We start from the raw sequence: 21420 nt of genomic DNA on the forward strand, positions 1-21420 counted from the left end.
GTCCGGTGTCGTCGCGTTCGCGCATCGTGGAGCAGCAGAAGGCGTGGGCGCTCGGCGCAGGCCTGAAGGTGATCGCACCCGGTTACCTGGAGAGCGTCGAGGCCAACCTGCGCCAGCCGATGGCACCGGCCACGCTCGCCGCATTCCAGGCGGAGGAGGCGGCCGAGCTGAAGGATTTTCCGCGCTACCCGGCCAAGTTGCGCGCGCTGTTTTCCTCGGCGGCGCTGGTGGTCAACGTGTTCGAACATTGGGCCGAACGTGACGCCGCGCCGTTGCTGGCGGCCCTGGGCATTGAAGGCAGCGCGCAGCGGATCGACTTCGAGGCGCGCTTCCCGATCAGCCCGGATGGCACGCCGCCCAACGTCGACGTCTGCATCGCGCTGGCCGAAGGCCGCAGCATCGGCGTCGAAAGCAAGTTCACCGAATGGCATGTGCCGCGGCGTCCGGCCAAGATCCGCTTCAAGGACAAGTATTTTCCGGACGACGCGAAGCTGTGGAGCAGCCGCGGCCTGCCCGGCTGCCAGGTTCTGGCCGAGGAGATCCAGAACGGTCTGACCCGCTACCGGTTTTTCTACGCCACGCAGTTGCTGAAGCATGCCCTGGGCATGGCCACGCAATGCCGCGGCGGCATCGGCATCTACTATCTCTACTACGACTGGAGCGGACCGGCGGCGCGGGAACATCGCCGGGAGATCGAGCGCTTCGCCGGCCGTGTCGGTGCGGAACTGGGCTTCCAGGCGCTCAGCTACCAGGAGTTGTTTACGCGCCTGCGGCAATCCGTGCCGCCGGTGGATGCGGGCTACCTTGCCTACCTGGAAGCCCGTTACTTCGGCGGCTGAGACGGCGCATCGCTGCGCCCCGGCAGGCACATCAGCGTGGCCATGCCATGCAGGCACTGCGTCTCCTTGCCGGCCTTGAGTACGAACGCTCTCAACTCACAGATGGTCAGGGTACGGCCGCTGCGGATCACCTGCCCCACCGCGCGCACGCGTTCGCCGTCGGCGGGCGCGATCAGGTTGACCTTGAACTCCACGGTCAGCACCGAGCTGTCGATGGGGAATAGGGTGTAGGCCGCATAGCCGCCGGCCGAATCGGCCACGGTGGCGACCATGCCGGCGTGGAAGTAGCCGTGCTGCTGACTCAGTTCCGGGCGGTACGGCAGGTCGATTTCCACCCGTCCGGGCTGGATCTCGTGCAGGAAGGCGCCGAGATGGGCCATCGCGCCCTGCCGCGCGAAGCTGTCGCGTACGCGCTTGGCATAGTCCGGGTCGAGGGCTTGCATGGTGGCGACTCCGCTTAGAGCCTGTAACAGAATGAATCGCGCCTGCGACGGCGGTCATTTTTGCGCAGGCAAGTCGGACAGAGTGCGGCATGGTGATTCCATGGTGCGCTCTGGCCGGCGCAGCACTGCGCAAAAATGGCCCCGTCCCGGAGGGTTGCGCCCAAAATCGCGCCACACAGCGTTGTCAGCCCCAGCCATGGAATCACCATGGCTCACCCCTCCGCCTTGCCTGACGCGATTTTGGACTGCAACGCAGGTGCGATTCATTCTGTTACAGGCTCTTAGAGATAGGCGACCGGATTATGCTGGCTGGACGCCGCCGCACCAAACTGCGGGAACGGAACTGACAACCTTGTCGGGTGTGGGGTGCCGTCCATCGCGCCCGGGCGAACCGGGACCCGGTTTTGCCGCCTTATAGAGCACGGGCCGCTCGCGGCCGCTTTCGATCGAACCATGCTGAAGAAATTGCGCTCTTGGCTGCATCCAGATTCCGCCCGGGCGGACGGACCGTACCGGGGCCGTTCGCTGCAGCTGCCGGCGGGCGCCATCGTGGCCGAACAGGGCCTGCAGCATGTGCACGAGGCGCCCGGCATCCACACCGTCACCGCCCTGCTGGACGAGGCCTACGTGGTGGTACAGCTCGAACGCCATCGCCGCTGGTACGCCACCTGGCAGCCCTACCTCGACAGCTGGGAATTGCTGCACCTCGACACCGAGGATGAAGACGGGGCCGCGACGGCGCAGACCGCGGCCCTCCCACGCAAGGCCGAAGCCTCAGCTCAGTAGCTCGTAAACTCCGCCCTTCTCCAGCGCGGTCTTGTAGGCCGGCCGTGCATGGATGCGCTGGAGGAAGGCCTGCAGCTTCGCCGTGCCGGCGTCCGGGCCGCCGCGGGCGGCCGCCGCTTCCAGCGGAAAGCTCATCTGGATGTCGGCGGCGGTGAATTCCTCGCCGGCGAACCAGGTGCTCTTGCCCAGCTCGCCCTCGATGAATTCCAGGTGCAGCTTGAGCTGCGGATCAATGAAGGCATTGCGCACGTTCTTGACGATGCCGCGCGCGATGGGCTTGATGAAGAACGGCATCGGCGCCGTGGCGATGCGGCCGAAGATCAGCTTGAGCAGCAGCGGCAGCATGGCCGAACCTTCGGCGTAGTGCAGCCAGTAGGTATAGCGCAACCGCTCCGGCGTGCCTTCCGCCGGGATCAGGCGACCGTTGCCGTAGCGGCCGACCAGGTATTCCACGATGGCGCCGGACTCGGCGATGGTATTGCCCGCGTCGGTGATCACCGGCGACTTGCCGAGCGGATGGATCGCCCGCAACTCCGGCGGCGCCAGCATGGTCTGCTTGTCGCGCTGGTAGTGCTTGATCTCGTACGGCAGGCCCAGTTCTTCCAGCAGCCAGAGCACGCGCTGCGAACGGGAATTGTTGAGATGGTGGACCGTGATCATGGCGGCGAAGGATTCCCGTGAGGAGCGTGGCGTGGCGCCACCATTCCGTAAATGCGGCAGCTGGTCAACCGATACGTGCCGCGTCGGGCTGCGGATGCGCCGGCTGCCTCAGTACCGCCCTGAATTGGGCAACACTGCCAGCCAATTCGGTAAAAACGAACAGGCCGAGCACACGCGGCGCATCGGTGCAGACCAGGAAATAGACGATCAGCGAGGCCACCACCGCGCGGCCCATGGCATCGGCGAAGGCCAGCACGCCGACCGGGTGGAGCAAACGCACCAGCACCCACAGGCTGATCAGGACCCCGCTGAGACAGACGAAGAACAAGTGGATCGGTGCGAACTCCGGCAATACGTCCTGTCCACCGAGCCAGCCGTTGACCCGATAGAGGAGATGCAGGAAGCCGACCGCCACCGGCGGAATCGCCAGGGTCAGGGTTACGCTGGAATCCACCCAGGCCCAGAACCGCACCGTACCCGGCGGAACATGATCGAAGCGCATCGCCGCTCTCCCCCCTGTCATGCCGCGCAGCATAACGGGATTCGGCCGCCCCGATCAGGTTCGGCGTGCGGGCTTTACGGCCGCTCCACCCGCTGCGCCCGCACCGGTACGGCGGCGAGGTGCGAACCGCCGGCGATGCGCAGCAGCAGCGCCCGGTCGAGCTTGAACAAGGACAGCAGCCGGAGACTGAGGAACAGCAGCAAGGCGCTTGCGGCGATGACGATGCGGATGCCTGTATTCATGACGCACCCCCTTTGGTAAACCTTTCGTGCTGTCCCGATTGCAAGACTCCTCCGCTTTACGGCGACTGAACCGCGCGCACGGCCCGGAGGCGGCGCTTTCATGACGAACGGTTCACCCGCCCCGGACACCACCCGCCGCTGTCATGGATCAAGGCAGACTCGGCCCCGCCGGATCGCTTAAAGTCCGCATCCACACCCTTACGCGGAGACCCGCCGCCGCCCCCGCAGGCGGCGGATTGCATCGATGATCGACCTGCGCAGCGACACCGTTACCCGCCCCTCGCCCGGCATGCTCAAGGCCATGGGCGCCGCCGAAGTCGGCGACGACGTCTGGGGCGACGACCCCACCGTCGCCCGGCTGCAGGCCGCCGTGGCGGAGCGCGCCGGCAAGGAAGCGGGCCTGTTCTTCCCCAGCGGCACGCAGAGCAACCTCGCCGCCCTGATGGCGCATTGCCAGCGCGGCGACGAATACATCGTCGGCCAGCTGGCGCACACCTACCGCCACGAAGGCGGCGGCGCGGCGGTACTGGGCAGCATCCAGCCGCAGCCGATCGAGAACGCCGTCGACGGCACGCTGCCGCTGGAGAAGATCGCCACCGCGATCAAACCGCTCGACGCGCACTTCGCCCGCACCCGCCTGCTGGCGCTGGAGAACACTATTCACGGCATGGTGCTGCCCGCCGCCTACGTCGAAGAGGCCACACGGCTGGCCCGCGGCAAGGGCCTGGCCACGCATCTCGACGGCGCCCGCGCCGTCAATGCCGCGGTGGCCTCGGGCCGCGGCGTGCAGGAAATCTGCGCGCCATTCGATTCGGTTTCGATCTGCTTCTCCAAGGGCCTCGGCGCGCCGGTGGGCTCGGTGCTGGTGGGCGACAAGGCCCTGCTTGCCGACGCCCATCGCTGGCGCAAGGTGCTGGGTGGCGGCATGCGCCAGTCCGGCGTACTCGCCGCCGCCTGCCTGTATGCGCTGGAGCACAACGTCGAACGCCTGGCCCAGGACCACGCCAACGCCGCCGCTTTGGCGCAGGAACTGGGGCAGATCGCGCAGATCCGGGTGACGGGACAGGCGACCAATATGGTGTTCCTGCAGATTCCGCAGGAACACTGCGCGCCGCTGGAACACCACCTGCGGCAGCACGACATCCTGATGCAGGCGCTGTACGGCACACGCCTGGTGACGCACCTGGATATCGCGGAAGCCGATGTGGAAATCGTGGTGAAAGCGGTGAAGGGGTACTTCGCGGGGGTTTGATATCCCCCTGAATTTTCCTCTCTCCCCACGTCCGCTACGCCACTCCCTCTCCCCACGTACGTGGGGAGAGGGTTGGGGTGAGGGGCGCTGTTTTCTATCGAAGCGAAAGCTTCAAAGCGGCTTCCGTATCGAACCTCATCCCGGCCATCCCTGGCGCGACTTCACCACTACGCGCACCCCCGGCCCGGCCATCCATGGCCGGGCGTTCGCTGAAAAACGATGACATTGAGTCCAATCATCGAGGGAAAAGCGAAAGCGGTTTCCGTATCAGACTCATCCTGGCCATCCCTGGCGCGACTTCATCACTACGCGCACCCCCGGCCCGGCCATCCATGGCCGGGCGTTCGCTGAAAAACGATGACATTGAGTCATCGTTTTTCAGCTCACCCACCAAGGGTAAAACGGCGGCATCTCTGAAGCCTTGCCCTTGAACTCCGGCGCACGCTTCTCCAGGAACGACTTCACGCCTTCCTTCCCGTCCTGCAGGCTGGTGTAGTACACCGCCAGCGAATCCACCTTGTGCGCTTCCAGCGGATGCGGCTGCGCGGCGTTGCGGTACATCATCTGGCGCGTCAGGGCGATAGCCACCGGCGAGCGGTTGTCGATGATGCGATGGGCCAGCTTGTAGGCTTCGGCCAGCAGCTGGTCCGGTGCATACACCGCCTTGACCAGGCCGCCGCGCCTGGCTTCCTCGCCGTCGATGATGTCGGCGCTGTAGGTCCATTCCAGCGCCTGGGCGATGCCGACGATGCGCGGCAGGAACCAGGTGGAGCAGGCCTCCGGCACGATGCCGATCTTGCCGAAGACGAAGCCGATGCGCGCTTTCTCCGACGCCAGGCGCACGTCCATGGCCAGGGTCATGGTGGCGCCGATGCCCACCGCCGGGCCGTTGATGGCGGCGATCACCGGCTTCTTGCAGTCGAAGATCGACAGGGTGACGCGGCCGCCGGTGTCGCGCAGGCCGTTGAAGATCTCCGGATCGTCGAGGCGCTCGTTCATGTCGCGCAGGCTCGGCGTCAGCGACTCGTCCAGGCCGAAGACGTTGCCGGCCTTGGTCAGATCCATGCCGGCACAGAAGGCGCGGCCGGCGCCGGTGACCACCACCGCGCCCACCGCATCGTCCTCGCTGGCGCGGCCGAAGGCGTGCACCAGTTCGTTGGCCATCTCCACGGTGAAGGAGTTGAGCTGCTCCGGACGGTTCAGGGTAAGGGTGAGAACGCGGTCGGCAAGCGACCAGTCGAGGGTGTTGTAGTTCATGTCTTCTCCAGTTTTCCCGCCGGGCAAGTGTAAGGCGTCAGGGGCTGGCTTTGCGGACAGCACCCGCGGCCCCAGGGCTAATCCAGCCGCCGCGCCGGGGTATACAATTCGGGAAAGTACGCAGCCGCCATCGAGCGGCGCGTAACTTCAAATAAATAAATGCCGCAAATGTGGCGGCCCAGGGGGAGTACCATGCGCCAGTTCAAACGGCTGTTTCCGCTATTCCTGTTGCTGTTGCTGCAGGCTTGCGGCGGCAACAGTTCACCCGTCAGCGGCGGTGAAGGCAGCACCACCACGCCAGTGGCAGAGGATCGCGACGGCACCATCTACGCCCGGAAGATCCTCTCGCCGATCGGCGACACGGTCTGGTTCCAGGTATTCGAACCGACCCATCTCAAGGCCGGCCAGACCTACCCGCTGGTGCTGAACAGCCACGGTTATGGCGGTACCCGCGCCACCAAGCCGGACGCTTTCATCCAGAAGCTGATGGACAACGGCTATTACGTCATCTCCATCGACGAGCGCGGCGACGGCCAGTCCAGCGGCACCGTACGCGTCATGGACCCGGACTACGAGGGCCAGGACCTGATTGCGGTGCTCGATTGGGCCGAGCAGCTGGAAGGCCTGCGCCGCCACGGCGACGGCAGCATGGTGGTAGGCAGCTACGGCGGCTCCTACGGCGGCATGTACCAGTTCCTGCTGATGGGCGCGGATCCAAAACACCGCCTGCATGTGCTGGCGCCGGACATCACGCCGCACGACCTGACCTTCGCACTCAACGAGGGCAATGTGGTCAAGTCCGGCTGGGGCCTGGCGCTGGTGGCGGGTGGCGAGGCCGGAGAACTTGCCGGCACGCCGGCGCTGGTGCTGCCGGAGTTGCTGACGCGGCTGGCCTCGGGCGAACTGCCGACGCGGCAGGACCCGACCGTCTATGAAACCCTGATCAGCGCCGGCCTGACCAACGAATTCACCCAGACCGGGCTGAACTACTTCAAGTATCACAGCGCGGCCTACTTCTGCGACGGCGAGCAGCCCGGTCCGCAGAAGTTCCTGCTGCCGATTTCGGTGCCGGATACCTTCCTGGTGCAGCCGGCGCCATTCCCCAAGGCCGACGTGCTGCTGTCGCAGGGCATGCCGGATACGCTGTTCAACTTCAACAACGGCTACGCCAACTGGCAATGCCTGAAAAAGGGCGGCGGCGACGTGCGCCTGATCTCGCACCAGTCCGGCCATATCCTGCCGGTGTCGCTGGCCAGCGTGCCGCTGCCGCCGGGCAGCAACCTGCAGGACGCACTGGATCCGTTCTACGCCGCGATCAATCCGCCCGAGTTCCAGGGCCCCAGCGGCGCTTCCGCCTGCGGCGGCATCAAGGTCAGCGACGCCGATTTCGCCTGGTTCCAGGAAAAGCTGCAGGGTGTCGGCGGCGCGCTCGACAAGGTGCTGACCACCGGCACCGATTTCTGCATGAGCATCGCCGACGGCGATGCCATCCAGGTGCACGACATCAAGCACGGCGGCCGGGAATTCACGCTCAAGGCCACCACGCCGCAGCTCAACAGCCTGCTCGGCGTGGTCGGCTCGCTGCTCGGCGGCGATATCCGCAAGGCCCTGCTGTCGGTACAGCCGCTCTACACCGCGGCGACCGACGACATGCTGGTGGCCGGCATCCCGACCCTGTCGATGAACATGAAGAACGCGGTCGGCTCCAGCCCCACCGACTGCACCAACCCGCTCAACATCGGCGGCTGCGATCCGATCCTGTTCATCGGCGTCGGCTACCTGGCCAAGGGTTCGCAGGACTGGAAGCTGGTCGACGCCCAGCTCACCCCGATCCGCAGCTTCGGCGACCACGCCGCCGACATGAACGGCATCGGCATCCGCCTCAAGCAGGGCGACCAGCTGGGGCTGCTGGTGTACGCCTACCACACGCAGTATCCGATCACCTGGTCGCGCGATGTGTTCGTGCCGGCGGTGGATCTGTCCGGCACCATCCAGCTGCCGATCCTCGATTCATCGGAGATCGTGCGTCAGGGTGTCTGACCACGCTGGTGCGCGTCATGGGCCCTGCACATGCCGCCGCCCACGAAAAAGGGCGGATCGCCTGCGCGATCCGCCCTTCTGGTGAATCCGATCTGCAACGCTCCGGTTTAGTAGCCCGACCCCGAAGAACTGCCCGTCGCGGCGCCGCCCGAGGAACTGGACGAAGACGAGGCGCCGTACGCCGGGGCCGTCGACGGAGCAGCCGGGCTGCTCGCCGCATTCGCCGGCGGAGCTTCATTCTTGTTGCACGCACCCAAGCCGGCGCCAACAGCGACGATGCCCAGGGCGAGCGCGACGTTTTTCAACATGTCCATTGCCTTCCTCCTGAAGTGGAACCTACGCAGATGCTGGGAAATCCAGCCAGACGGAACGGCGACACACGGTCACCAGCTTGCTGCGGATTTCCCCGCCCGTCAGCAGATTGACCACGCCGTCTGCTGACAGTTCCATCAGCTGCGGCGGCCCCGCGCCTCAGCTGGGGATACGCGGCCCCGGATCGGGCATGGCCGGCGCGGCATCCTTGGGATCCTTCGAGTCGACGAAACAATCCTTGGTGTCATCGGGGCCGATGACCGCATAAGGCTTGAACTCCGGTACCGCCTGCGCCGCGGCATCCTGCGCCAGGCGCCAGTCGTCCATGCGCCTGCACAGCGTCTCGGCCTTGGCTTCGATCACCTTGCTGCCCCGCTCCGCTTCCTCACCGACCCGGTCGGTAGCGCCGTCGAAGACGCTCTTGAATACCTGGCCCAGGGTGTGCAGCGCGAAATCCGCGCTCTCCAGGCCCAGGTCCTTCGCCCTGTCGGTGAATACCAGGGCGCTGGCGTTGTACCTGGCCAGGGCCACCTGCTCCTGCGGCGACAACGCCACTTCGTTGCCGCCGATGCTCAGCCTGCCGTCGCCGTCGACCCGCGCCTTCTCATGCCCCTTGACCTTGATCACCACCGTGCCGTTCTTCAGGGAGACCGAACCGTTATCGAAGGTCATGAAACCATGGTAGCTGGAAGCGGCATGGGCGCAGGCGGAAAACGATATGGCCAGCAACAGGATCAGGAATCTGAGGTTGACGTGATTCATTGCAAGCTCCGGGCTCGGGTACAGGGCGGCGCCTCCATGGCGCCGCTTCGATGTCGGTTGTTGGATGCGGCGCACCCGCATTCCGGATTCAACCATGGGGCTGCAATTGTTGCTTCGATATTGTTAAGCACAATTAACAGACGTATAGTGTCGCTCCATGAATACCCTTGCCGGCCGCATCATCGACGCGCGCAAGCAACTCGATATCAGCAAGGCCGAACTGGCGCGCCGCGTCGGCGTCACGCGCGCCACCGTCACCATGTGGGAATCGGGGCAGATCGAGTCCCTCCGCGACGACAATCTGCTGCAACTCGCCGAACTGCTCAACCTCAATCCCCGGTGGCTCAACTCCGGCAAGGGCGAACGCCAGGCCGTGACCGCCGGAATCACAGCGGATGAACCCGCCGCCAGCTACACCTTCGTCACCCGCGTCCACGGCCCCCAGCTTTCCGCCGGCGGCGGGCGGGTCAGCTGGGACCACGAGGAAATCGGCCACTCCCACGCCTTCCGCCGCGACTGGCTGGCGCGCAAGGGACTGGCGGCGAAGGACTGCCGCATCGTCAGCGTGGAGGGAGACTCGATGTCGCCCTTCCTGCGCAGCGGCGACGTGGTACTGGTGCACATCGCCGACCAGGCCATCAGGAACGGCGAAGTCTACGCCCTCACCATCGGCGACGAATTGCGCGTCAAACGCCTGGTGCAAAGAATCGACGGCAGCGTGGAAATGCACAGCGACAATTCCGCGCCGCAGTATGCGATGGAACTCATCACCGCCGACCAGCTGGAACACCTCAAGGTGATCGGCCGGGTGGTGTGGAGAGGCGGATAGGAAATCACCGTCTGCCCCCCCACAACATCCACCGCTCTCCTTCATTGCCTGCAATCCCGTGCCGACCACCTCCGCTCCCACATCTCTCCGCGTCAACGGCTACGACCTGTCCTACGTCGAAGCCGGCAGCGGCAAGCCCCTGCTGCTGGTGCACGGCAGCCTCTGCGACCACCGCTTCTGGCGACCACAGATGGAGCCCCTGGCGGCGCAGCGCCGCGTCATCGCGGTCAGCCTGCGCCATTACTGGCCCGAAAACTGGGACGGCAGCGGCACCGGCTTTTCGCCACAGCAACATGCCGATGATCTCGCCGCCTTCATCGACGGCCTCGGGCTGGGCCCGATGGATCTGGTCGGGCACTCGCGCGGCGGCACCGTGAGCTGGCTGCTGGCGCGGCAACACCCGGAACTGCTGCGCTCCCTGGTCCTTGCCGAACCCGGCCTGGGCGTCGGCATGGTATCGGGCAAGCAAGCGGCGGACCTGGACCGCAACGGCTTCCGGCGGCGCGCGCTGGAACTGCTCCAGGCGGGAAATGCGGATGGCGCGCTCGAGCTGTTCATCGACACGGTCAGCGGCGGCGGCACCTGGGCGCGCATGGTGCCCTGGCTCAAGCGCATGATGCAGGACAATGCCAACACCCTGTTCGGGCAGGTGGCGGAGACCTACGAAATCATCACCGCCGCCAATGCAGCCGCCCTGCGTCTGCCCCTGCTGCTGATCGGCGGCGCGCAAAGTCCCGCGCCCTATCCCGCCGTGCTGGATGCGCTCGCCGCGCTCCTCCCCGCAGCACAGCGCGCCACCATCGCCGGTGCTTCGCATGCGATGAACCTGTGGAATGCGCCGGCCTTCAACCAGGCACTGGAATCTTTCCTGGGCGGTCGCTGACGATTCCACATCTTTTGCACAAATCCCGCACCGGGACGGCACGCGCACTCACTAGCATCGATCCAGGGCCGATTCCGCCCGCCGCATCGAATGCGCCATGTCATCCTCTCCAGCTTCGCAGTCCCTCACCACGCGGCCAACGCTGCCCGCAGCGGCCACCGCCACGCCGATCCACGAGCCGGTGCGGCGCACCAGCGTCTGTCTGCGCTTCCCCGGCGGCGAATGGCTGATCGACGAAACCTGGCGCGAATACACGCACGGCCGACCTGAGTCACGGCATCGGCTGTATTTCCAGCACAACGCGACGGCACCATGCGAGGTCATGGGAGAAATCGCTGCGTGCGAAGCGTCGGCCGCCATGGTCCGCCCGCAACTGCTGCGCAGCGGCGAACGCTGCGTGATCGTCTTCGGGTGCTATGTATTCCAGCGCTGGCCAATGCGGCAAGGTCCCTACTGGTACCGGGTGACGACGCAGCCCTTCGGCGCCGCCCCTTTTTTCCTGCGTGAGTACCTGCGGCGGCGGGACATCGATGCCACAGGCAGTCTCGGCCTGAACCTGCCGGATGTTCCCTATGCTTTCGGCCACGTCGATCTCGAACGCAACGTGCTCGTCACCAGCCGGGAGCACGCCGATCCGCGCTTTCCGCAATTCCTGGTCTACAGCGCTCCGGGTTATGGCCAGCCCTGGCGGTTCGACATCGAGCGCACCCGACGCGCCAATGGCATGGGCTGACATATCGCCATACGGCTTTCCCGGCCGGGTCCGGGCTACACTGCGGCGGTCACCGACTCGGCTCAACCATGCCCGAACTGCCGGACCTGACGGTCTACCTAGAGCGCATCGAGGCCATTGCCCTGGATGCGCCGCTGCTGCGTCTGCGCATCGGCAATCCCTTCGTGCTGCGCACGGTGGAACCGCCCCCCGCGGCATTCGCGATGCGCAAATTGAAGGGCACCTCGCGTCTCGGCAAGCGGCTGGTATTCGAATTCGAGGGCGAATACTTCGCGGTGATCCACCTGATGATCCTGGGCCGGCTGCATTGGAAGAAACCGGATGCGCCTCTACCGAAGGGCACCGGCCTGGCCGCACTCGATTTCGAACACGGCACGCTGCTGCTGGTGGAACATGGCAAGAAGCGCCGTGCGGCGCTGCACCTGCTGAGCGGCCGGGACCGCCTGAAAGACTTCGACCGCGGCGGCCTGGAAGTGGCGCAGGCAAGCCTCGACGCCTTCGTCGCCGCACTGACGCGCGAGAATCACACGCTCAAGCGCGCCCTGACCGATCCCCGGGTGCTCAGCGCCATCGGCAATGCCTACTCCGACGAGATCCTGCATCGCGCACGACTCTCTCCCTTCAAGCAGACGCGCGCGCTCAGCGGCGCCGAACAGCGGAGATTGTTCGATGCAACACGCAACGTGCTTGCGGAATGGACCGAGCGTCTGCGCCGCGAAGCCGGCACCGGCTGGCCGGAGAAAGTCACCGCGTTCCGCCCGGAGATGGCGGTGCATGGCCGCTACAAGCAGCCCTGCCCGGTATGCGGCGCGCCGGTGCAACGCATCGTCTACGCCGACAATGAAGCCAACTACTGCGCCCGCTGCCAGACCGAGGGCCGTCTGCTGGCGGACCGCGCACTGTCGCGGCTGCTGAAGAGCAACTGGCCCAAGACCATCGACGAACTCGAACGCTGAAGCTGCGGGCTCAAGCCGCGGAGAGCGTGCTCCAGAAATTTATTACAACGCACCGCCAGTGATCGACGGGCATTTTTGCAGTGCAGCGAAAAGCGCTTCATCCACAGCCTTCATGGTCTGGTCAGAATTTCGTCACAACCGGTAAAAAGCGCGCAACCGCGGGCGTTCCAGCATCGGCCGGCGGCAGTTGTACAAAAGTTATCGACAGGGGCTGTGGATAGCGTTGCGTGCACCAGGTTGGGCCTGAAGCGGTCACGCAGAGGAAAGATGCCGGATGCGGCGCGGTATCTACCAACCGAACATTGCGCAGATGCGGAATTTTTACAATGTTCGAGCGGAAGTCGTTTGGGACCCCCCATTCAGGCATCGCAACTGGCGAGGGCACCGGATCGCGGTCACCGTCGCAGCGATGCCGCCGGTCAGTCGGCCAGCAGCAACAGGCCGGCGCAGCGAATGTACAGCGCAACAGCCAGAGCGATGCTGGCCAGCAGGTACAAGGGCACCGAAATCGTCAGATAAGCCAGGGTGCGGACAACGTCGACGAGGTCCGCGGTGAAATTCTGGTTCACGGTATCGGGCCAGATCAGGCTCAGCTCAGCGTAATCCTCTCGCGCCAGCGCATCCCCGCAGCGGAGTCTCCGGACGGGCTTTACAATTTTCACAGGCTACCTCCCAGGTATCCCAGAATGGACGGCGGAAAAGTCCGACGTCTTTTTTCTCGATGCCCCATTTCACAACAGACCCGGTTTCTCCACCTTACCGCCCATACGCTACCGAATGCCGCCGGGCGGATACCAGGAATCGAGGCAGACGGACGGCGTAAGCGCAACGATATTCGGCGTCTACAAGCTGATGCGCGAATGTCGCCCTGCCGTCGGTTGCCAGAATCTACTTGGTGGAGGTTTGCGTGATTCCCTTTTTTGTTTTGCTTGCGCGCCCGTTGCGGCGCAGATCGTCCCTGATCATCGGTTGACTTTAGTCGATTGCAGTACTGCTTGTGAAGTGCCTTTGGCCTTGTTTCAATCGAAAGTACCAGGTAGTTGCGCGGATGCAATCGCGCTCGCACTTGCACCGTTTAAGAGCGGTCGCAACAAAAGACTTCAATGTCATAACAAATCGCAATGCAGCATGCCCGCACGCAGGGCATCCGGCGATTTTGCGCTGCATCAATTGCTCATTTTTGCACCGGTTTTGCTCTTCGAGCGAGATCGCGTGCGCGATTCTGGAATGTATCGTACTGATCGGCCTCGTATCGCAATAGCGACCAGGCGTATGCCGGCTGGCCTGCCCGTCCGGCGCCCGCCGCCATTGCGTCTTAACTGGTATGATAAGATGATCATATGTTCACTACCAGTCCGTTCCGGCCGGTCTCCCGGCAATCACTCTCGGAGTCCGTATATCTCCAGCTCAAGGATCGCATCGTCCGGCGTGAACTCACGGCCGGCGCCGCCCTGCCTTCGGAGCGCGAGTTGTCGGAAGCCCTCGGCGTCAATCGCGGCGCCGTACGCGAGGCCATCAAGCGCCTGCAGCAGTCGCAACTGGTCGCGGTGCGCCAGGGCGGCAACCATGTCGTGCTGGATTATCTGGATGAGGCCGGCCTGGAACTGCTGCCGAGCCTGCTGCTCGACAAGCGCGGCCGCGTCAACAACACTGCAGTGCGCTCGATCATGGCGATGCGCTCGGCGCTGGCACCGGACATCGCCGCCGCCGCCGCGGAACACGGCGGCGCCAGGCTGGCCGAGGAACTGCAGGCACTGCTGAAGCAGATGCGCGCAGCGGGCAGCGACATCGGCGCGCTGCAAAACCACTGCTTCGAATTCTGGAAGGCCCTGGTGGCCGCGAGCGACAACATCGCCTTCCGCCTGGCGTTCAACTCGATGCAGAGAACCTATCGCCAGGTTTGGGGGCTGCTGACCCGGGTCATGGAAGCGGAATTCCGCGACCTCGCCGGCCTGGGCCGCATCGCACGAGCGGTGGCGGCCGGAGATGTCGAGGCCGCACGCACGGCCGGCCGCCGCCACGTGGAGATCGGCCGGCGTGCGCTGGAACGCACGCTTGAGGCAAGCGGCAACGAAGGAGGATGAAATGAACCAGGCAGCCAACCGCAGCGACGACCGGATCATGATCGGCGCGGAGGAAACCGCCCGGCGCAATCCGATGCGTCCACCGGAAACCCTGCCGCGCGACCGGCGCAGCGCGCTCAGGCTGTTCTGGGCCCATCCCAGCCCACTGCTGATCGCCGCCTTCGCGCTCGGCTTCGGCGCATGGCGCGGTGCGATGGCCCCGTCAGGATGGAAAGACGCGCTGGTGGCGCTGGCCGTGCTGGCCTACTTCCCCTTCAACGAGTGGCTGATCCACGTCTACCTGCTGCACTACCGGCCACGGCGGCTGTTCGGCCGCACCCTCGACTTCTACCTGCCGGTGACGCATCGCCGTCACCATGCGGATCCCTGGAACCTGAAGTGGGTATTCATCCCGCGCCATGTCCACGTGCTCACCCTGCCCGCGGTGGCATTGCTGCTATGGGCCCTGTGGCCATGGAAGGAACTGGTGCTCACCGGTGAAGTGACTTACCTGCTCCTCGGCCTGCATTACGAATGGGTGCACTACCTCGCGCACATTCCCTGGTGCCCGGACATCGCCCACTACCAGCGGCGGGTGCGCGAGCACCGCTACCATCACTTCCGCAACGAAAACTACTGGTGGGGCGTATCGATGGGCAGCGGCGACCGTTTCTTCGGTACCGCTCCCGCCGTGGAAGACATCGGCCGCTCGGGCACCACCAGCACACTGGGTCTGCGCAAGTAGCGCCGGCAGACTGCGTCTTGCCCAGGCCTGGCGCACCGCGGCCATCGCCGGATCGCGCGGCACCCGCGTACTCCACCACACCACCATGATCAGCAGCACCTGGATCACCAGGCGCACACCCAGCAGCGCGAGTGGAAACCTGGAGCCTGTAACAGAATGAATCGCGCCTGCGACGGCGGTCATTGGCCCGGCCTTGCCATCAAGCCCTACACTGCCCCATCCCGTTGACCTTGTTGCGCATGCCTTGAACAAGTACACATCCCCGCAGAACATCCGCCGCCACCTGACCCTCATCGGCAACTGCGTACTGCTCGGCCTGCTTGCCGCCTGCGGCAGCGGCGCCCGTTCCGTCGAGGCGGGCGTTGTCGTGGCGACATCGTCCGCTGCGCCAATCGCGGCGAAGCCACCGCGCATCGGCCACGTCTTCCTGCTGGTGCTGGAAAACGAGGACTATGAAAATTCCTTCGGCGCGACATCTCCCGCGGCCTATATGGCGAAAGCGCTGCCGGCGCGCGGCGCGCTGCTCTCCAACTACTACGGTACCGCCCACTTCAGCCAGGGCAACTACATCGCCATGATCAGCGGGCAGGGACCGAATCCGGACACCCAGTCGGATTGCCACGACTACGTCGAGTTCAAGGCCACCGCCCCAGCCGATGCCAACGGGCAAGCGGTCGGCCGCGGCTGCGTCTATGCCGCCGACGTGCCCAGCCTGCCGGACCAACTGGAGCAAGCCGGCCTGAGCTGGCGTGGCTACATGGAAGACATGGGCAACAACCCGCAGCGCGAGGCCGCCAGCTGCGGTCGCCCCAGGATCGGTGCGCGGGATCCGGCGCGAAAGGCGGAGCCAGGCGACCAGTACGCCACCAAGCACAACCCCTTCGTCTACTTCCATCGCGTCATCGACGATCCCTCGCGCTGCAACCGGCACGTGGTAAACCTGAAGCAGCTGAGCGCCGATCTGGCCAACGCCGCCGCCACACCGAATTTCGCCTTCATCACCCCGAGCCTGTGCCACGACGGCCACGACTCACCCTGCGTCGACGGCGAACCCGGCGGCCTGGTTTCGGCCGACGCCTTCCTGCGGCAGTGGGTGCCGCTGATCCTCGACTCGGCGGCGTTCAAACAGGATGGCCTGCTGATCGTCACCTTCGATGAGTCCAACGGCCCGCAAACCGACGCCTCGGCCTGCTGCGGTGAAACGCCAGGACCGAATGCGCAGTTTCCCGGGCTCAGCGGTCGCGGCGGCGGCCGCATCGGCGCGGTGTTGCTGTCGCCCTTCATCAAACCGGGCACGATCAGCACCAAGCCATACAACCACTATTCGCTGCTGCGCAGCGTCGAGGATATTTTCGGCCTGCCCTACCTGGGATACGCGGCGAAGACGCCCGCGGGATTCGGCAGTGACGTGTACACGCAATTGCCGGAGCCCTCCGGCAATCCCTGAGCAGCCAGCCGTCCCGCGTCGACCGCGCTCAGCTGCCGCCGAATACGTCGCTGCGCGCCTTATCGACGCGCGCCATCTCGCCGTGAAAGTCGAAATCGATGGTGCCGCCTTCGGCGGCCGGCGCAGCCGCCGCCTGCCGAGCCGCCGCGTTCTGGTCCAGCAACGACAGCAGTTCCGGCGCCGGAGCGATTCCCGCTTGCGGCTGAAAACGGAAATCGGAGGGCAGCAGTTCATGCCCCATGGCGCGCACCCGCTCCCAGGCTTCCGGACTGAGCACGGCTTCGAGCGGCAAGGCCACCTCGGCGAACCCCGCGGCGCGGCGCGCCTCGAACAGGCGCTGCGCCAGCCGCAGGCGGATGTCGGCGCGTCCCGGCTGCTGCGCCAGCAATTCGCGCAGGCGCGAGATTTCCGCCTGCTCGGTTTCCGGCGGGGGCGGCCCCAGCAGTTTCACCGGTTCGCGTGGCGTTGCCGCAACCGGAGCGGCCTGCAACAGGTTGGGGAGCATGGCCGGCGCGCCCCCGGTGGACACGGCACGCCGCGCCGCCATAGTGCGCTTGTGCTTGCCGCCGGCGAACAGCGCGCGCAAACCCCATAGCACCAGCAGCAGCGCCGCGGCGCCGATCAGGTTGCGCGGCTGCTGCCAGGCCGGGGTTTCCCTCGGAGTCTCCTGCACCGGCTCGGCAGCCTTGCGCAGCAGCGTCACCGGAACCTGCCACTCCCCCACCGGCTTGCGCAGATAATCCCTGAACTCGGCGATGCGATAGCCCGGCTCGCTGCCGATCGATGCCGCATCCGGAATGTCCAGTTGCCGGCCGACGATGGGGTGCTGCGGATTGCCGGCGGGAAAATCGTCGATGTTGGCCTCGAATACCGCCAGCATCACCGCGTCGGCATTGCCCGCGCCGGCCCTGGCGAAGTGCGTGGCGATGCTGGCCAGCGTATCGCCCTTCTTCACCTGATAGCTGTTGAAATATTTCGGGCGCGGCGCGATCACCATCTGCGGCGCAGCCGGTGCGGCGGCGGTGGCGGCGGCACCGTTCACCGCCGCACCGCCGGCCGCGGCATCGCCGTAGGCGATGGCCGTCTTCTGATCCTCTTCCTTGCCGATGGAAATCGCATGCGCACCGTCGGGCACCGCGGCAGGCGTCGGCGCAGGAGCCGCCGCGGGCCGCGCGGCATTGTCCGTCCGCATCACAACCTGCCCGACCACCGGCGCCGGAGATTCCAGCGGCGAGGACTTGTTCAGATCCGGGATGTCGAACAGCACCGTCAGGTCGCGGCTGACCACCACCGCCCCAGCGCCGACTTCGAGATGCAAGCGCATCGCCGGTACCGTCACCCGGGTCGACGTGCTCAGCACGATGGCCGGAACGGCGGGATCGTAGGCGGCATGCACCTGGGCGGCGGCCCGCTCTTCCGCTTCGGCCAAGCCGGAAGCCGGGGTCAGGCGGTAGTAGATGCGGGAGACCTCGTCGCCCGCCAGCGTGATCGGCACCGACACCGACAGGGGCTGCCCGACCGCGGCATGCAGCTGCAACTCGCCGTCGATCGACAGGGCCTGCGCGGCCCCGCCGCAGGCAGCGAACACGAACCCAAGAAACAGTCTGGAAAAGCGCATGGCGACAGTCGATCAGAAAACGACGGCGTCTTTCCCTGGCAACCGTCCGAAGGACGCATCATCGCCGATAACCGGTGACGCCTCCATAGTAAAAATGAGGTGAGTGCCTGCAACCGGGGCCAGGCCGGCGCTACAGGCAAGCGTATCGAGCAGCGGCAGCAGCGCCTTTCATATTCCTGACAAGTGCACACCCTAGCCTTGCACGGTTGACACTCAGGGATGAGAAAATCAATGACTTCACACTCGGGGACTGCGACTTCCAACTCCGCGACGCCGAGTTCACCGCCACCAAAAAGGATGGCCGCCTCGGCATCCGCGTGCACTGCTGCATCATCGGTCCGCGCGCCCGGCGCGGCCATGTCGAGTCGCTGCCGTTCGACCCGAACTCGATCCTCGACATGATCGCCTGGCGTTCCGGCTTCGAGCCGCCGGGTGTGCGCGGCGGCTCCACCAACCTGCTCGACCGGCAGCGGTGCGGACGCTGGCGCAGCGCAACGTCCTCCCCATCTAGCCAGGGCCTGTCAACACACTTCCCCCAAGTGGCATTTTGAGCCCCGCCTTGCGGGGCTTTTTTTACATTTGACCCGTCCCGATGGCGCCTCCGGCGAAAAATGGCGCCGGCCTTCCGGAGAGAGCCGCCTTTCGACGGCCCCACCGGCTGAACCACGCCTCATTTGTGGCATACCACTTGCGTTGTTTCCCCGGTCTGCTCTCGCTCCGTATACGCTGTCACGGCGTTTTCAGGTTGTTTTCATGCATAAATTGGCCGCGGCCACATTGTTTTCGCTCTGCGCCTGCTGCGCGGCGCAAGTCCAGGCGCAGGAGGAATTCCGCGCCGGACTGACCCTGCGCGCCGGCTTTGGCGGCAGCGCCGAGCAGAGCTGGACGCCGCACCTGCTGGCCAGCTTCGGCTCCGGCCCACAATTCCTGCAGCAAAGCCGCAGCGCCGAATCGCAATGCCTGATGACCGCCGGCGACCTGCGCATCAGCGGCGCCATGGCCTCCTCTTCTGCCTGCGACGCCGCGCCCCTGGTGCAGGTCGACCTCGGCGACGGCGGCCTCAGTTCGGCCAACCTGCTGGGCCTCAATCTGATGAAGGCGCCGAAGGTGCTGCGCAGCTACCAGCGCGATCTGCTCAGCGGCAATAGCGAATGGGTGCAATGGACGCTGCGGCAACACCTCAGCGGCAACAGCCTCGATCCACGCGGGATCACGGCCGGTTCCCCGGCCGCAGACGTCAAGTAAACCCGGCGACGCCTTAGAGCCTGTAACAGAATGAATCGCACCTGCGTTGCAGTCCAAAATCGCGTCAGGCAAGGCGGAGGGCTGAGCCATGGTGATTCCATGGCTGGGGCTGACAACGATCGCCCGCGACACGGTGCCGCGTCAGCGTGGGTGCGGGAGCGGGCGAAAGCGGCCTCTCCCGCACCCACCTCGTTACGCTCGGGCACCGTGTCGGGGCCGCCCCGGCGCGATTTTGGGCGCAACCCTTCGGGACGGGGCCATTTTTGCGCATTGCTGCGCCGGCCAGAGCGCACCATGGAGTCACCATGCCGCACTCTGTCCGACTTGCACTGCGCAAAAATGACCACCGTCGCAGGCGCGATTCATTCTGTTACAGGCTCTTAGCGCTTATCCGCCGAACTGCACCAGCAGCAAACCCATATCCAGCAGCGCCACACCGGCCGTCAGCGCGGCAGCACCATGGCGCACCGCCGGCGGCAGGCTGAATTCGCGCATCAGCGCGGGCCGCGAAGCCAGCAGCACCAGCGGGACCAGGGCGAAGGGCAGCGCCAGGCTGAGGATCACCTGGCTGAACACCAGCAGGGAATCCGGGGTGGCGACGCCGCCGGCGCCGACGAACAGGCAGGCCAGGATCACCGCGCCCAGCCGGGTGGCGATGCCGCGCACCCAGGTGGAGCTTTCGCGCCCGCGAAAACCGCGGCTGAGCAGACGGCCGGCAAGCACGCCGGTAATGGCCGAACTCTGCCCCGCCGCATACAGGGCCGCGCCGAAGATCAAGGCAGCGGCGGCGCCCAGGCTCAGCCGCAGCGCTGCATGGGCGCCGGCGAGGCTGGTCACCGCCGGCCCGCGGCCACCGAGCGAAGCCGCCGCCACGGCCAGGATGGCGACGTTGACCAGCATGGCAAAGCCCAGCGCCACGGCGGTGTCGCGCGTCGCCAATTGCATGGCCCGGCGGCGTAGCGGCATCGCGATGCCACGGGCGCGCTCGGCCACCAGGCCCGAATGCAGGTACAGGTTGTGCGGCATCACCGTGGCGCCGACGATACCCAGTGCCAGCAGCAGCGCCTCGCGGTTGTGCAGCAGGCCGCCGCTGCGCGCGACATCCCCCGCAGCCTGGGTGAAATCCGGCCGTGACTGCAGCAGCAGGGCGACGAAGCTCAAACCGACCACCGCCAGCAGCCCATTGACGATCTTCTCGTGTACGCCGGGATGGCCCTTGGACAGCACCATCACACCCAGCGTGGCCAGCGCGCTGAAAGCCAGGCCGGCGCCGAAGGGCAGGCCGAACAGCAGTTGCAGGGCGATGGCGCCGCCGACCAGTTCGGCCAACGCCGTGGCGACGATCGCCAGCTCACCGGCCAGCCAGGCCGCCCTGGCCACCGGCACCGGCAGATGCCGCGCGGTCAATTGCGCCAGGTCCTCCCCGGTGGCCACCGCCAGGCGCGCAGCCAGGGTCTGGAACAGCAGGCCGAGCAGGCTGGCGGCGATCACCACGCTGATCAGGGCATAGCGATAGGATGAGCCGCCCGCGATGTCGGTGGCCCAGTTGCCCGGATCCATGTAGCCGACCGCCACCAGCAAGCCCGGACCGACCAGCCGACGCAGCGGCGATGCACCCGTCGTGGGGCCTGCCCCGGCCGGCAGCCCGTGCGTTTCAGTGGCGAGGACAGCACTCATGACGCACCTCTCAAACAAGAATTATTCTCATTAAAGGGGCGTAACGGCCATAAGGCAAGGCAATTTTCCCTATGCCGCGGATGTGCTTTGGCTATCATTCACGGAACTACAAGCAGGGGGCGTGGCCAA

23 protein-coding genes are annotated in these 21420 nt (G+C 65.8%); 13 read left to right on the plus strand and 10 right to left on the minus strand.

Features of this window, described 5'->3' with window-relative positions; all coding sequences use genetic code 11:
* The first annotated feature begins 5 nt into the window (after positions 1-5).
* Positions 6-839 carry a PGN_0703 family putative restriction endonuclease gene (locus BP26_RS0125865; protein WP_029923443.1) on the plus strand — a complete coding sequence of 278 codons (834 nt, stop codon included), beginning with the start codon at positions 6-8 and terminating at the stop codon, positions 837-839.
* On the opposite strand, the gene BP26_RS0125870 is transcribed toward BP26_RS0125865, so the two are convergent.
* Positions 824-1282, minus strand: a complete 459-nt coding sequence (locus tag BP26_RS0125870; RefSeq protein ID WP_029923444.1) for a PaaI family thioesterase — start codon at positions 1280-1282, stop codon at positions 824-826. The genes BP26_RS0125865 and BP26_RS0125870 overlap by 16 nt on opposite strands.
* A 453-nt stretch (positions 1283-1735) precedes the next feature.
* On the opposite strand from BP26_RS0125870, the gene BP26_RS0125875 reads away from it, so the two are divergent.
* Complete coding sequence (locus BP26_RS0125875) at positions 1736-2068, plus strand: hypothetical protein (RefSeq protein WP_029923445.1); 333 nt, start codon at positions 1736-1738, stop codon at positions 2066-2068.
* Here BP26_RS0125875 and BP26_RS0125880 read toward each other — a convergent pair.
* From BP26_RS0125880 to BP26_RS29975, 3 genes are all read right to left on the minus strand, one after another.
* Positions 2057-2728: a glutathione S-transferase gene (locus tag BP26_RS0125880; protein WP_029923446.1), complete on the minus strand. Its 672-nt coding sequence runs from the start codon at positions 2726-2728 to the stop codon at positions 2057-2059. The two genes, BP26_RS0125875 and BP26_RS0125880, sit on opposite strands and share 12 nt — an antisense overlap.
* Positions 2729-2792: 64 nt before the next feature.
* A complete protein-coding gene (locus BP26_RS27175; RefSeq protein WP_051749553.1) occupies positions 2793-3230 on the minus strand; it encodes a hypothetical protein in 438 nt (145 codons plus the stop codon).
* 74 nt (positions 3231-3304) lie between these two features.
* On the minus strand, positions 3305-3472 hold the full coding sequence (locus BP26_RS29975; protein WP_157572782.1) for a hypothetical protein: 168 nt from the start codon (positions 3470-3472) through the stop codon (positions 3305-3307).
* Positions 3473-3716: 244 nt separating this feature from the next.
* On the opposite strand from BP26_RS29975, the gene ltaE reads away from it, so the two are divergent.
* The gene (gene ltaE / locus BP26_RS0125895; protein ID WP_029923448.1) at positions 3717-4724 is read left to right on the plus strand and encodes a low-specificity L-threonine aldolase; all 1008 of its coding nucleotides are present in this window, start codon (positions 3717-3719) and stop codon (positions 4722-4724) included.
* 378 nt (positions 4725-5102) lie between these two features.
* Here ltaE and BP26_RS0125900 read toward each other — a convergent pair whose 3' ends face one another.
* Positions 5103-5981, minus strand: a complete 879-nt coding sequence (locus BP26_RS0125900; protein WP_029923449.1) for a crotonase/enoyl-CoA hydratase family protein — start codon at positions 5979-5981, stop codon at positions 5103-5105.
* Between the two features lie 192 nt (positions 5982-6173).
* Between BP26_RS0125900 and BP26_RS0125905 the strand changes: the two genes are divergently transcribed.
* Positions 6174-8021: an alpha/beta hydrolase gene (locus tag BP26_RS0125905; RefSeq protein WP_051749554.1), complete on the plus strand. Its 1848-nt coding sequence runs from the start codon at positions 6174-6176 to the stop codon at positions 8019-8021.
* Positions 8022-8128: 107 nt separating this feature from the next.
* On the opposite strand, the gene BP26_RS29980 is transcribed toward BP26_RS0125905, so the two are convergent.
* The gene (locus tag BP26_RS29980) at positions 8129-8335 is read right to left on the minus strand and encodes a hypothetical protein (protein ID WP_157572783.1); all 207 of its coding nucleotides are present in this window, start codon (positions 8333-8335) and stop codon (positions 8129-8131) included.
* Between the two features lie 157 nt (positions 8336-8492).
* Positions 8493-9095 (minus strand): DUF2884 family protein, encoded by a 603-nt coding sequence (locus BP26_RS0125915; RefSeq protein ID WP_029923451.1) that lies wholly within the window; start codon positions 9093-9095, stop codon positions 8493-8495.
* 157 nt (positions 9096-9252) lie between these two features.
* Here BP26_RS0125915 and BP26_RS27180 point away from each other — a divergent pair, with 157 nt between their 5' ends.
* The 4 genes from BP26_RS27180 to BP26_RS0125935 all read left to right on the plus strand — a co-directional run bounded on the left by BP26_RS27180 (position 9253) and on the right by BP26_RS0125935 (position 12496).
* Entirely contained in the window at positions 9253-9924 is a 672-nt protein-coding gene (locus BP26_RS27180; protein WP_036518136.1) for a S24 family peptidase, read from the plus strand.
* 58 nt (positions 9925-9982) lie between these two features.
* The gene (locus BP26_RS0125925) at positions 9983-10807 is read left to right on the plus strand and encodes an alpha/beta fold hydrolase (RefSeq protein WP_029923452.1); all 825 of its coding nucleotides are present in this window, start codon (positions 9983-9985) and stop codon (positions 10805-10807) included.
* Between the two features lie 97 nt (positions 10808-10904).
* Entirely contained in the window at positions 10905-11540 is a 636-nt protein-coding gene (locus BP26_RS0125930; RefSeq protein WP_157572785.1) for a hypothetical protein, read from the plus strand.
* Between the two features lie 68 nt (positions 11541-11608).
* A complete protein-coding gene (locus tag BP26_RS0125935) occupies positions 11609-12496 on the plus strand; it encodes an Fpg/Nei family DNA glycosylase (protein WP_029923454.1) in 888 nt (295 codons plus the stop codon).
* 419 nt (positions 12497-12915) lie between these two features.
* On the opposite strand, the gene BP26_RS30250 is transcribed toward BP26_RS0125935, so the two are convergent.
* Positions 12916-13158, minus strand: a complete 243-nt coding sequence (locus tag BP26_RS30250) for a hypothetical protein (RefSeq protein ID WP_169740789.1) — start codon at positions 13156-13158, stop codon at positions 12916-12918.
* Positions 13159-13836: 678 nt separating this feature from the next.
* On the opposite strand from BP26_RS30250, the gene BP26_RS27185 reads away from it, so the two are divergent.
* The 3 genes from BP26_RS27185 to BP26_RS0125955 all read left to right on the plus strand — a co-directional run bounded on the left by BP26_RS27185 (position 13837) and on the right by BP26_RS0125955 (position 16751).
* A complete protein-coding gene (locus BP26_RS27185) occupies positions 13837-14580 on the plus strand; it encodes a FadR/GntR family transcriptional regulator (RefSeq protein WP_036518139.1) in 744 nt (247 codons plus the stop codon).
* 1 nt (position 14581) lies between these two features.
* Positions 14582-15304 carry a sterol desaturase family protein gene (locus BP26_RS0125950; RefSeq protein ID WP_051749555.1) on the plus strand — a complete coding sequence of 241 codons (723 nt, stop codon included), beginning with the start codon at positions 14582-14584 and terminating at the stop codon, positions 15302-15304.
* A 244-nt stretch (positions 15305-15548) separates the two neighbouring features.
* Positions 15549-16751: an alkaline phosphatase family protein gene (locus BP26_RS0125955; protein ID WP_211255061.1), complete on the plus strand. Its 1203-nt coding sequence runs from the start codon at positions 15549-15551 to the stop codon at positions 16749-16751.
* Positions 16752-16779: 28 nt separating this feature from the next.
* Here the strand turns inward: BP26_RS0125955 and BP26_RS0125960 are convergent, their stop codons facing one another.
* A complete protein-coding gene (locus tag BP26_RS0125960) occupies positions 16780-18369 on the minus strand; it encodes a LysM peptidoglycan-binding domain-containing protein (RefSeq protein WP_029923458.1) in 1590 nt (529 codons plus the stop codon).
* A 206-nt stretch (positions 18370-18575) separates the two neighbouring features.
* Here BP26_RS0125960 and BP26_RS0125965 point away from each other — a divergent pair, with 206 nt between their 5' ends.
* Complete coding sequence (locus BP26_RS0125965; RefSeq protein WP_029923459.1) at positions 18576-18920, plus strand: hypothetical protein; 345 nt, start codon at positions 18576-18578, stop codon at positions 18918-18920.
* A 202-nt stretch (positions 18921-19122) separates the two neighbouring features.
* A complete protein-coding gene (locus tag BP26_RS0125970; protein ID WP_157572787.1) occupies positions 19123-19614 on the plus strand; it encodes a hypothetical protein in 492 nt (163 codons plus the stop codon).
* 387 nt (positions 19615-20001) lie between these two features.
* Here BP26_RS0125970 and BP26_RS0125975 read toward each other — a convergent pair whose 3' ends face one another.
* The gene (locus tag BP26_RS0125975; RefSeq protein ID WP_029923461.1) at positions 20002-21291 is read right to left on the minus strand and encodes an Nramp family divalent metal transporter; all 1290 of its coding nucleotides are present in this window, start codon (positions 21289-21291) and stop codon (positions 20002-20004) included.
* Positions 21292-21420: the final 129 nt, after the last annotated feature.

The sequence above is a fragment of the Nevskia soli DSM 19509 genome (assembly GCF_000711955.1).
GTDB classification, from domain to species: domain Bacteria; phylum Pseudomonadota; class Gammaproteobacteria; order Nevskiales; family Nevskiaceae; genus Nevskia; species Nevskia soli.

Bases quoted from the DNA above. Each gene is read 5' to 3' on its own strand.
- BP26_RS0125870 (WP_029923444.1), bottom strand. From the start codon at position 1,282: ATGCAAGCCCTCGACCCGGACTATGCCAAGCGCGTACGCGACAGCTTC.
- BP26_RS0125875 (WP_029923445.1), top strand. From the start codon at position 1,736: ATGCTGAAGAAATTGCGCTCTTGGCTGCATCCAGATTCCGCCCGGGCG.
- BP26_RS0125880 (WP_029923446.1), bottom strand. From the start codon at position 2,728: ATGATCACGGTCCACCATCTCAACAATTCCCGTTCGCAGCGCGTGCTC.
- BP26_RS27175 (WP_051749553.1), bottom strand. From the start codon at position 3,230: ATGCGCTTCGATCATGTTCCGCCGGGTACGGTGCGGTTCTGGGCCTGG.
- BP26_RS29975 (WP_157572782.1), bottom strand. From the start codon at position 3,472: ATGAATACAGGCATCCGCATCGTCATCGCCGCAAGCGCCTTGCTGCTG.
- ltaE (WP_029923448.1), top strand. From the start codon at position 3,717: ATGATCGACCTGCGCAGCGACACCGTTACCCGCCCCTCGCCCGGCATG.
- BP26_RS0125900 (WP_029923449.1), bottom strand. From the start codon at position 5,981: ATGAACTACAACACCCTCGACTGGTCGCTTGCCGACCGCGTTCTCACC.
- BP26_RS0125905 (WP_051749554.1), top strand. From the start codon at position 6,174: ATGCGCCAGTTCAAACGGCTGTTTCCGCTATTCCTGTTGCTGTTGCTG.
- BP26_RS29980 (WP_157572783.1), bottom strand. From the start codon at position 8,335: ATGGACATGTTGAAAAACGTCGCGCTCGCCCTGGGCATCGTCGCTGTT.
- BP26_RS0125915 (WP_029923451.1), bottom strand. From the start codon at position 9,095: ATGAATCACGTCAACCTCAGATTCCTGATCCTGTTGCTGGCCATATCG.
- BP26_RS27180 (WP_036518136.1), top strand. From the start codon at position 9,253: ATGAATACCCTTGCCGGCCGCATCATCGACGCGCGCAAGCAACTCGAT.
- BP26_RS0125930 (WP_157572785.1), top strand. From the start codon at position 10,905: ATGTCATCCTCTCCAGCTTCGCAGTCCCTCACCACGCGGCCAACGCTG.
- BP26_RS0125935 (WP_029923454.1), top strand. From the start codon at position 11,609: ATGCCCGAACTGCCGGACCTGACGGTCTACCTAGAGCGCATCGAGGCC.
- BP26_RS27185 (WP_036518139.1), top strand. From the start codon at position 13,837: ATGTTCACTACCAGTCCGTTCCGGCCGGTCTCCCGGCAATCACTCTCG.
- BP26_RS0125950 (WP_051749555.1), top strand. From the start codon at position 14,582: ATGAACCAGGCAGCCAACCGCAGCGACGACCGGATCATGATCGGCGCG.
- BP26_RS0125960 (WP_029923458.1), bottom strand. From the start codon at position 18,369: ATGCGCTTTTCCAGACTGTTTCTTGGGTTCGTGTTCGCTGCCTGCGGC.
- BP26_RS0125970 (WP_157572787.1), top strand. From the start codon at position 19,123: ATGCATAAATTGGCCGCGGCCACATTGTTTTCGCTCTGCGCCTGCTGC.
- BP26_RS0125975 (WP_029923461.1), bottom strand. From the start codon at position 21,291: ATGAGTGCTGTCCTCGCCACTGAAACGCACGGGCTGCCGGCCGGGGCA.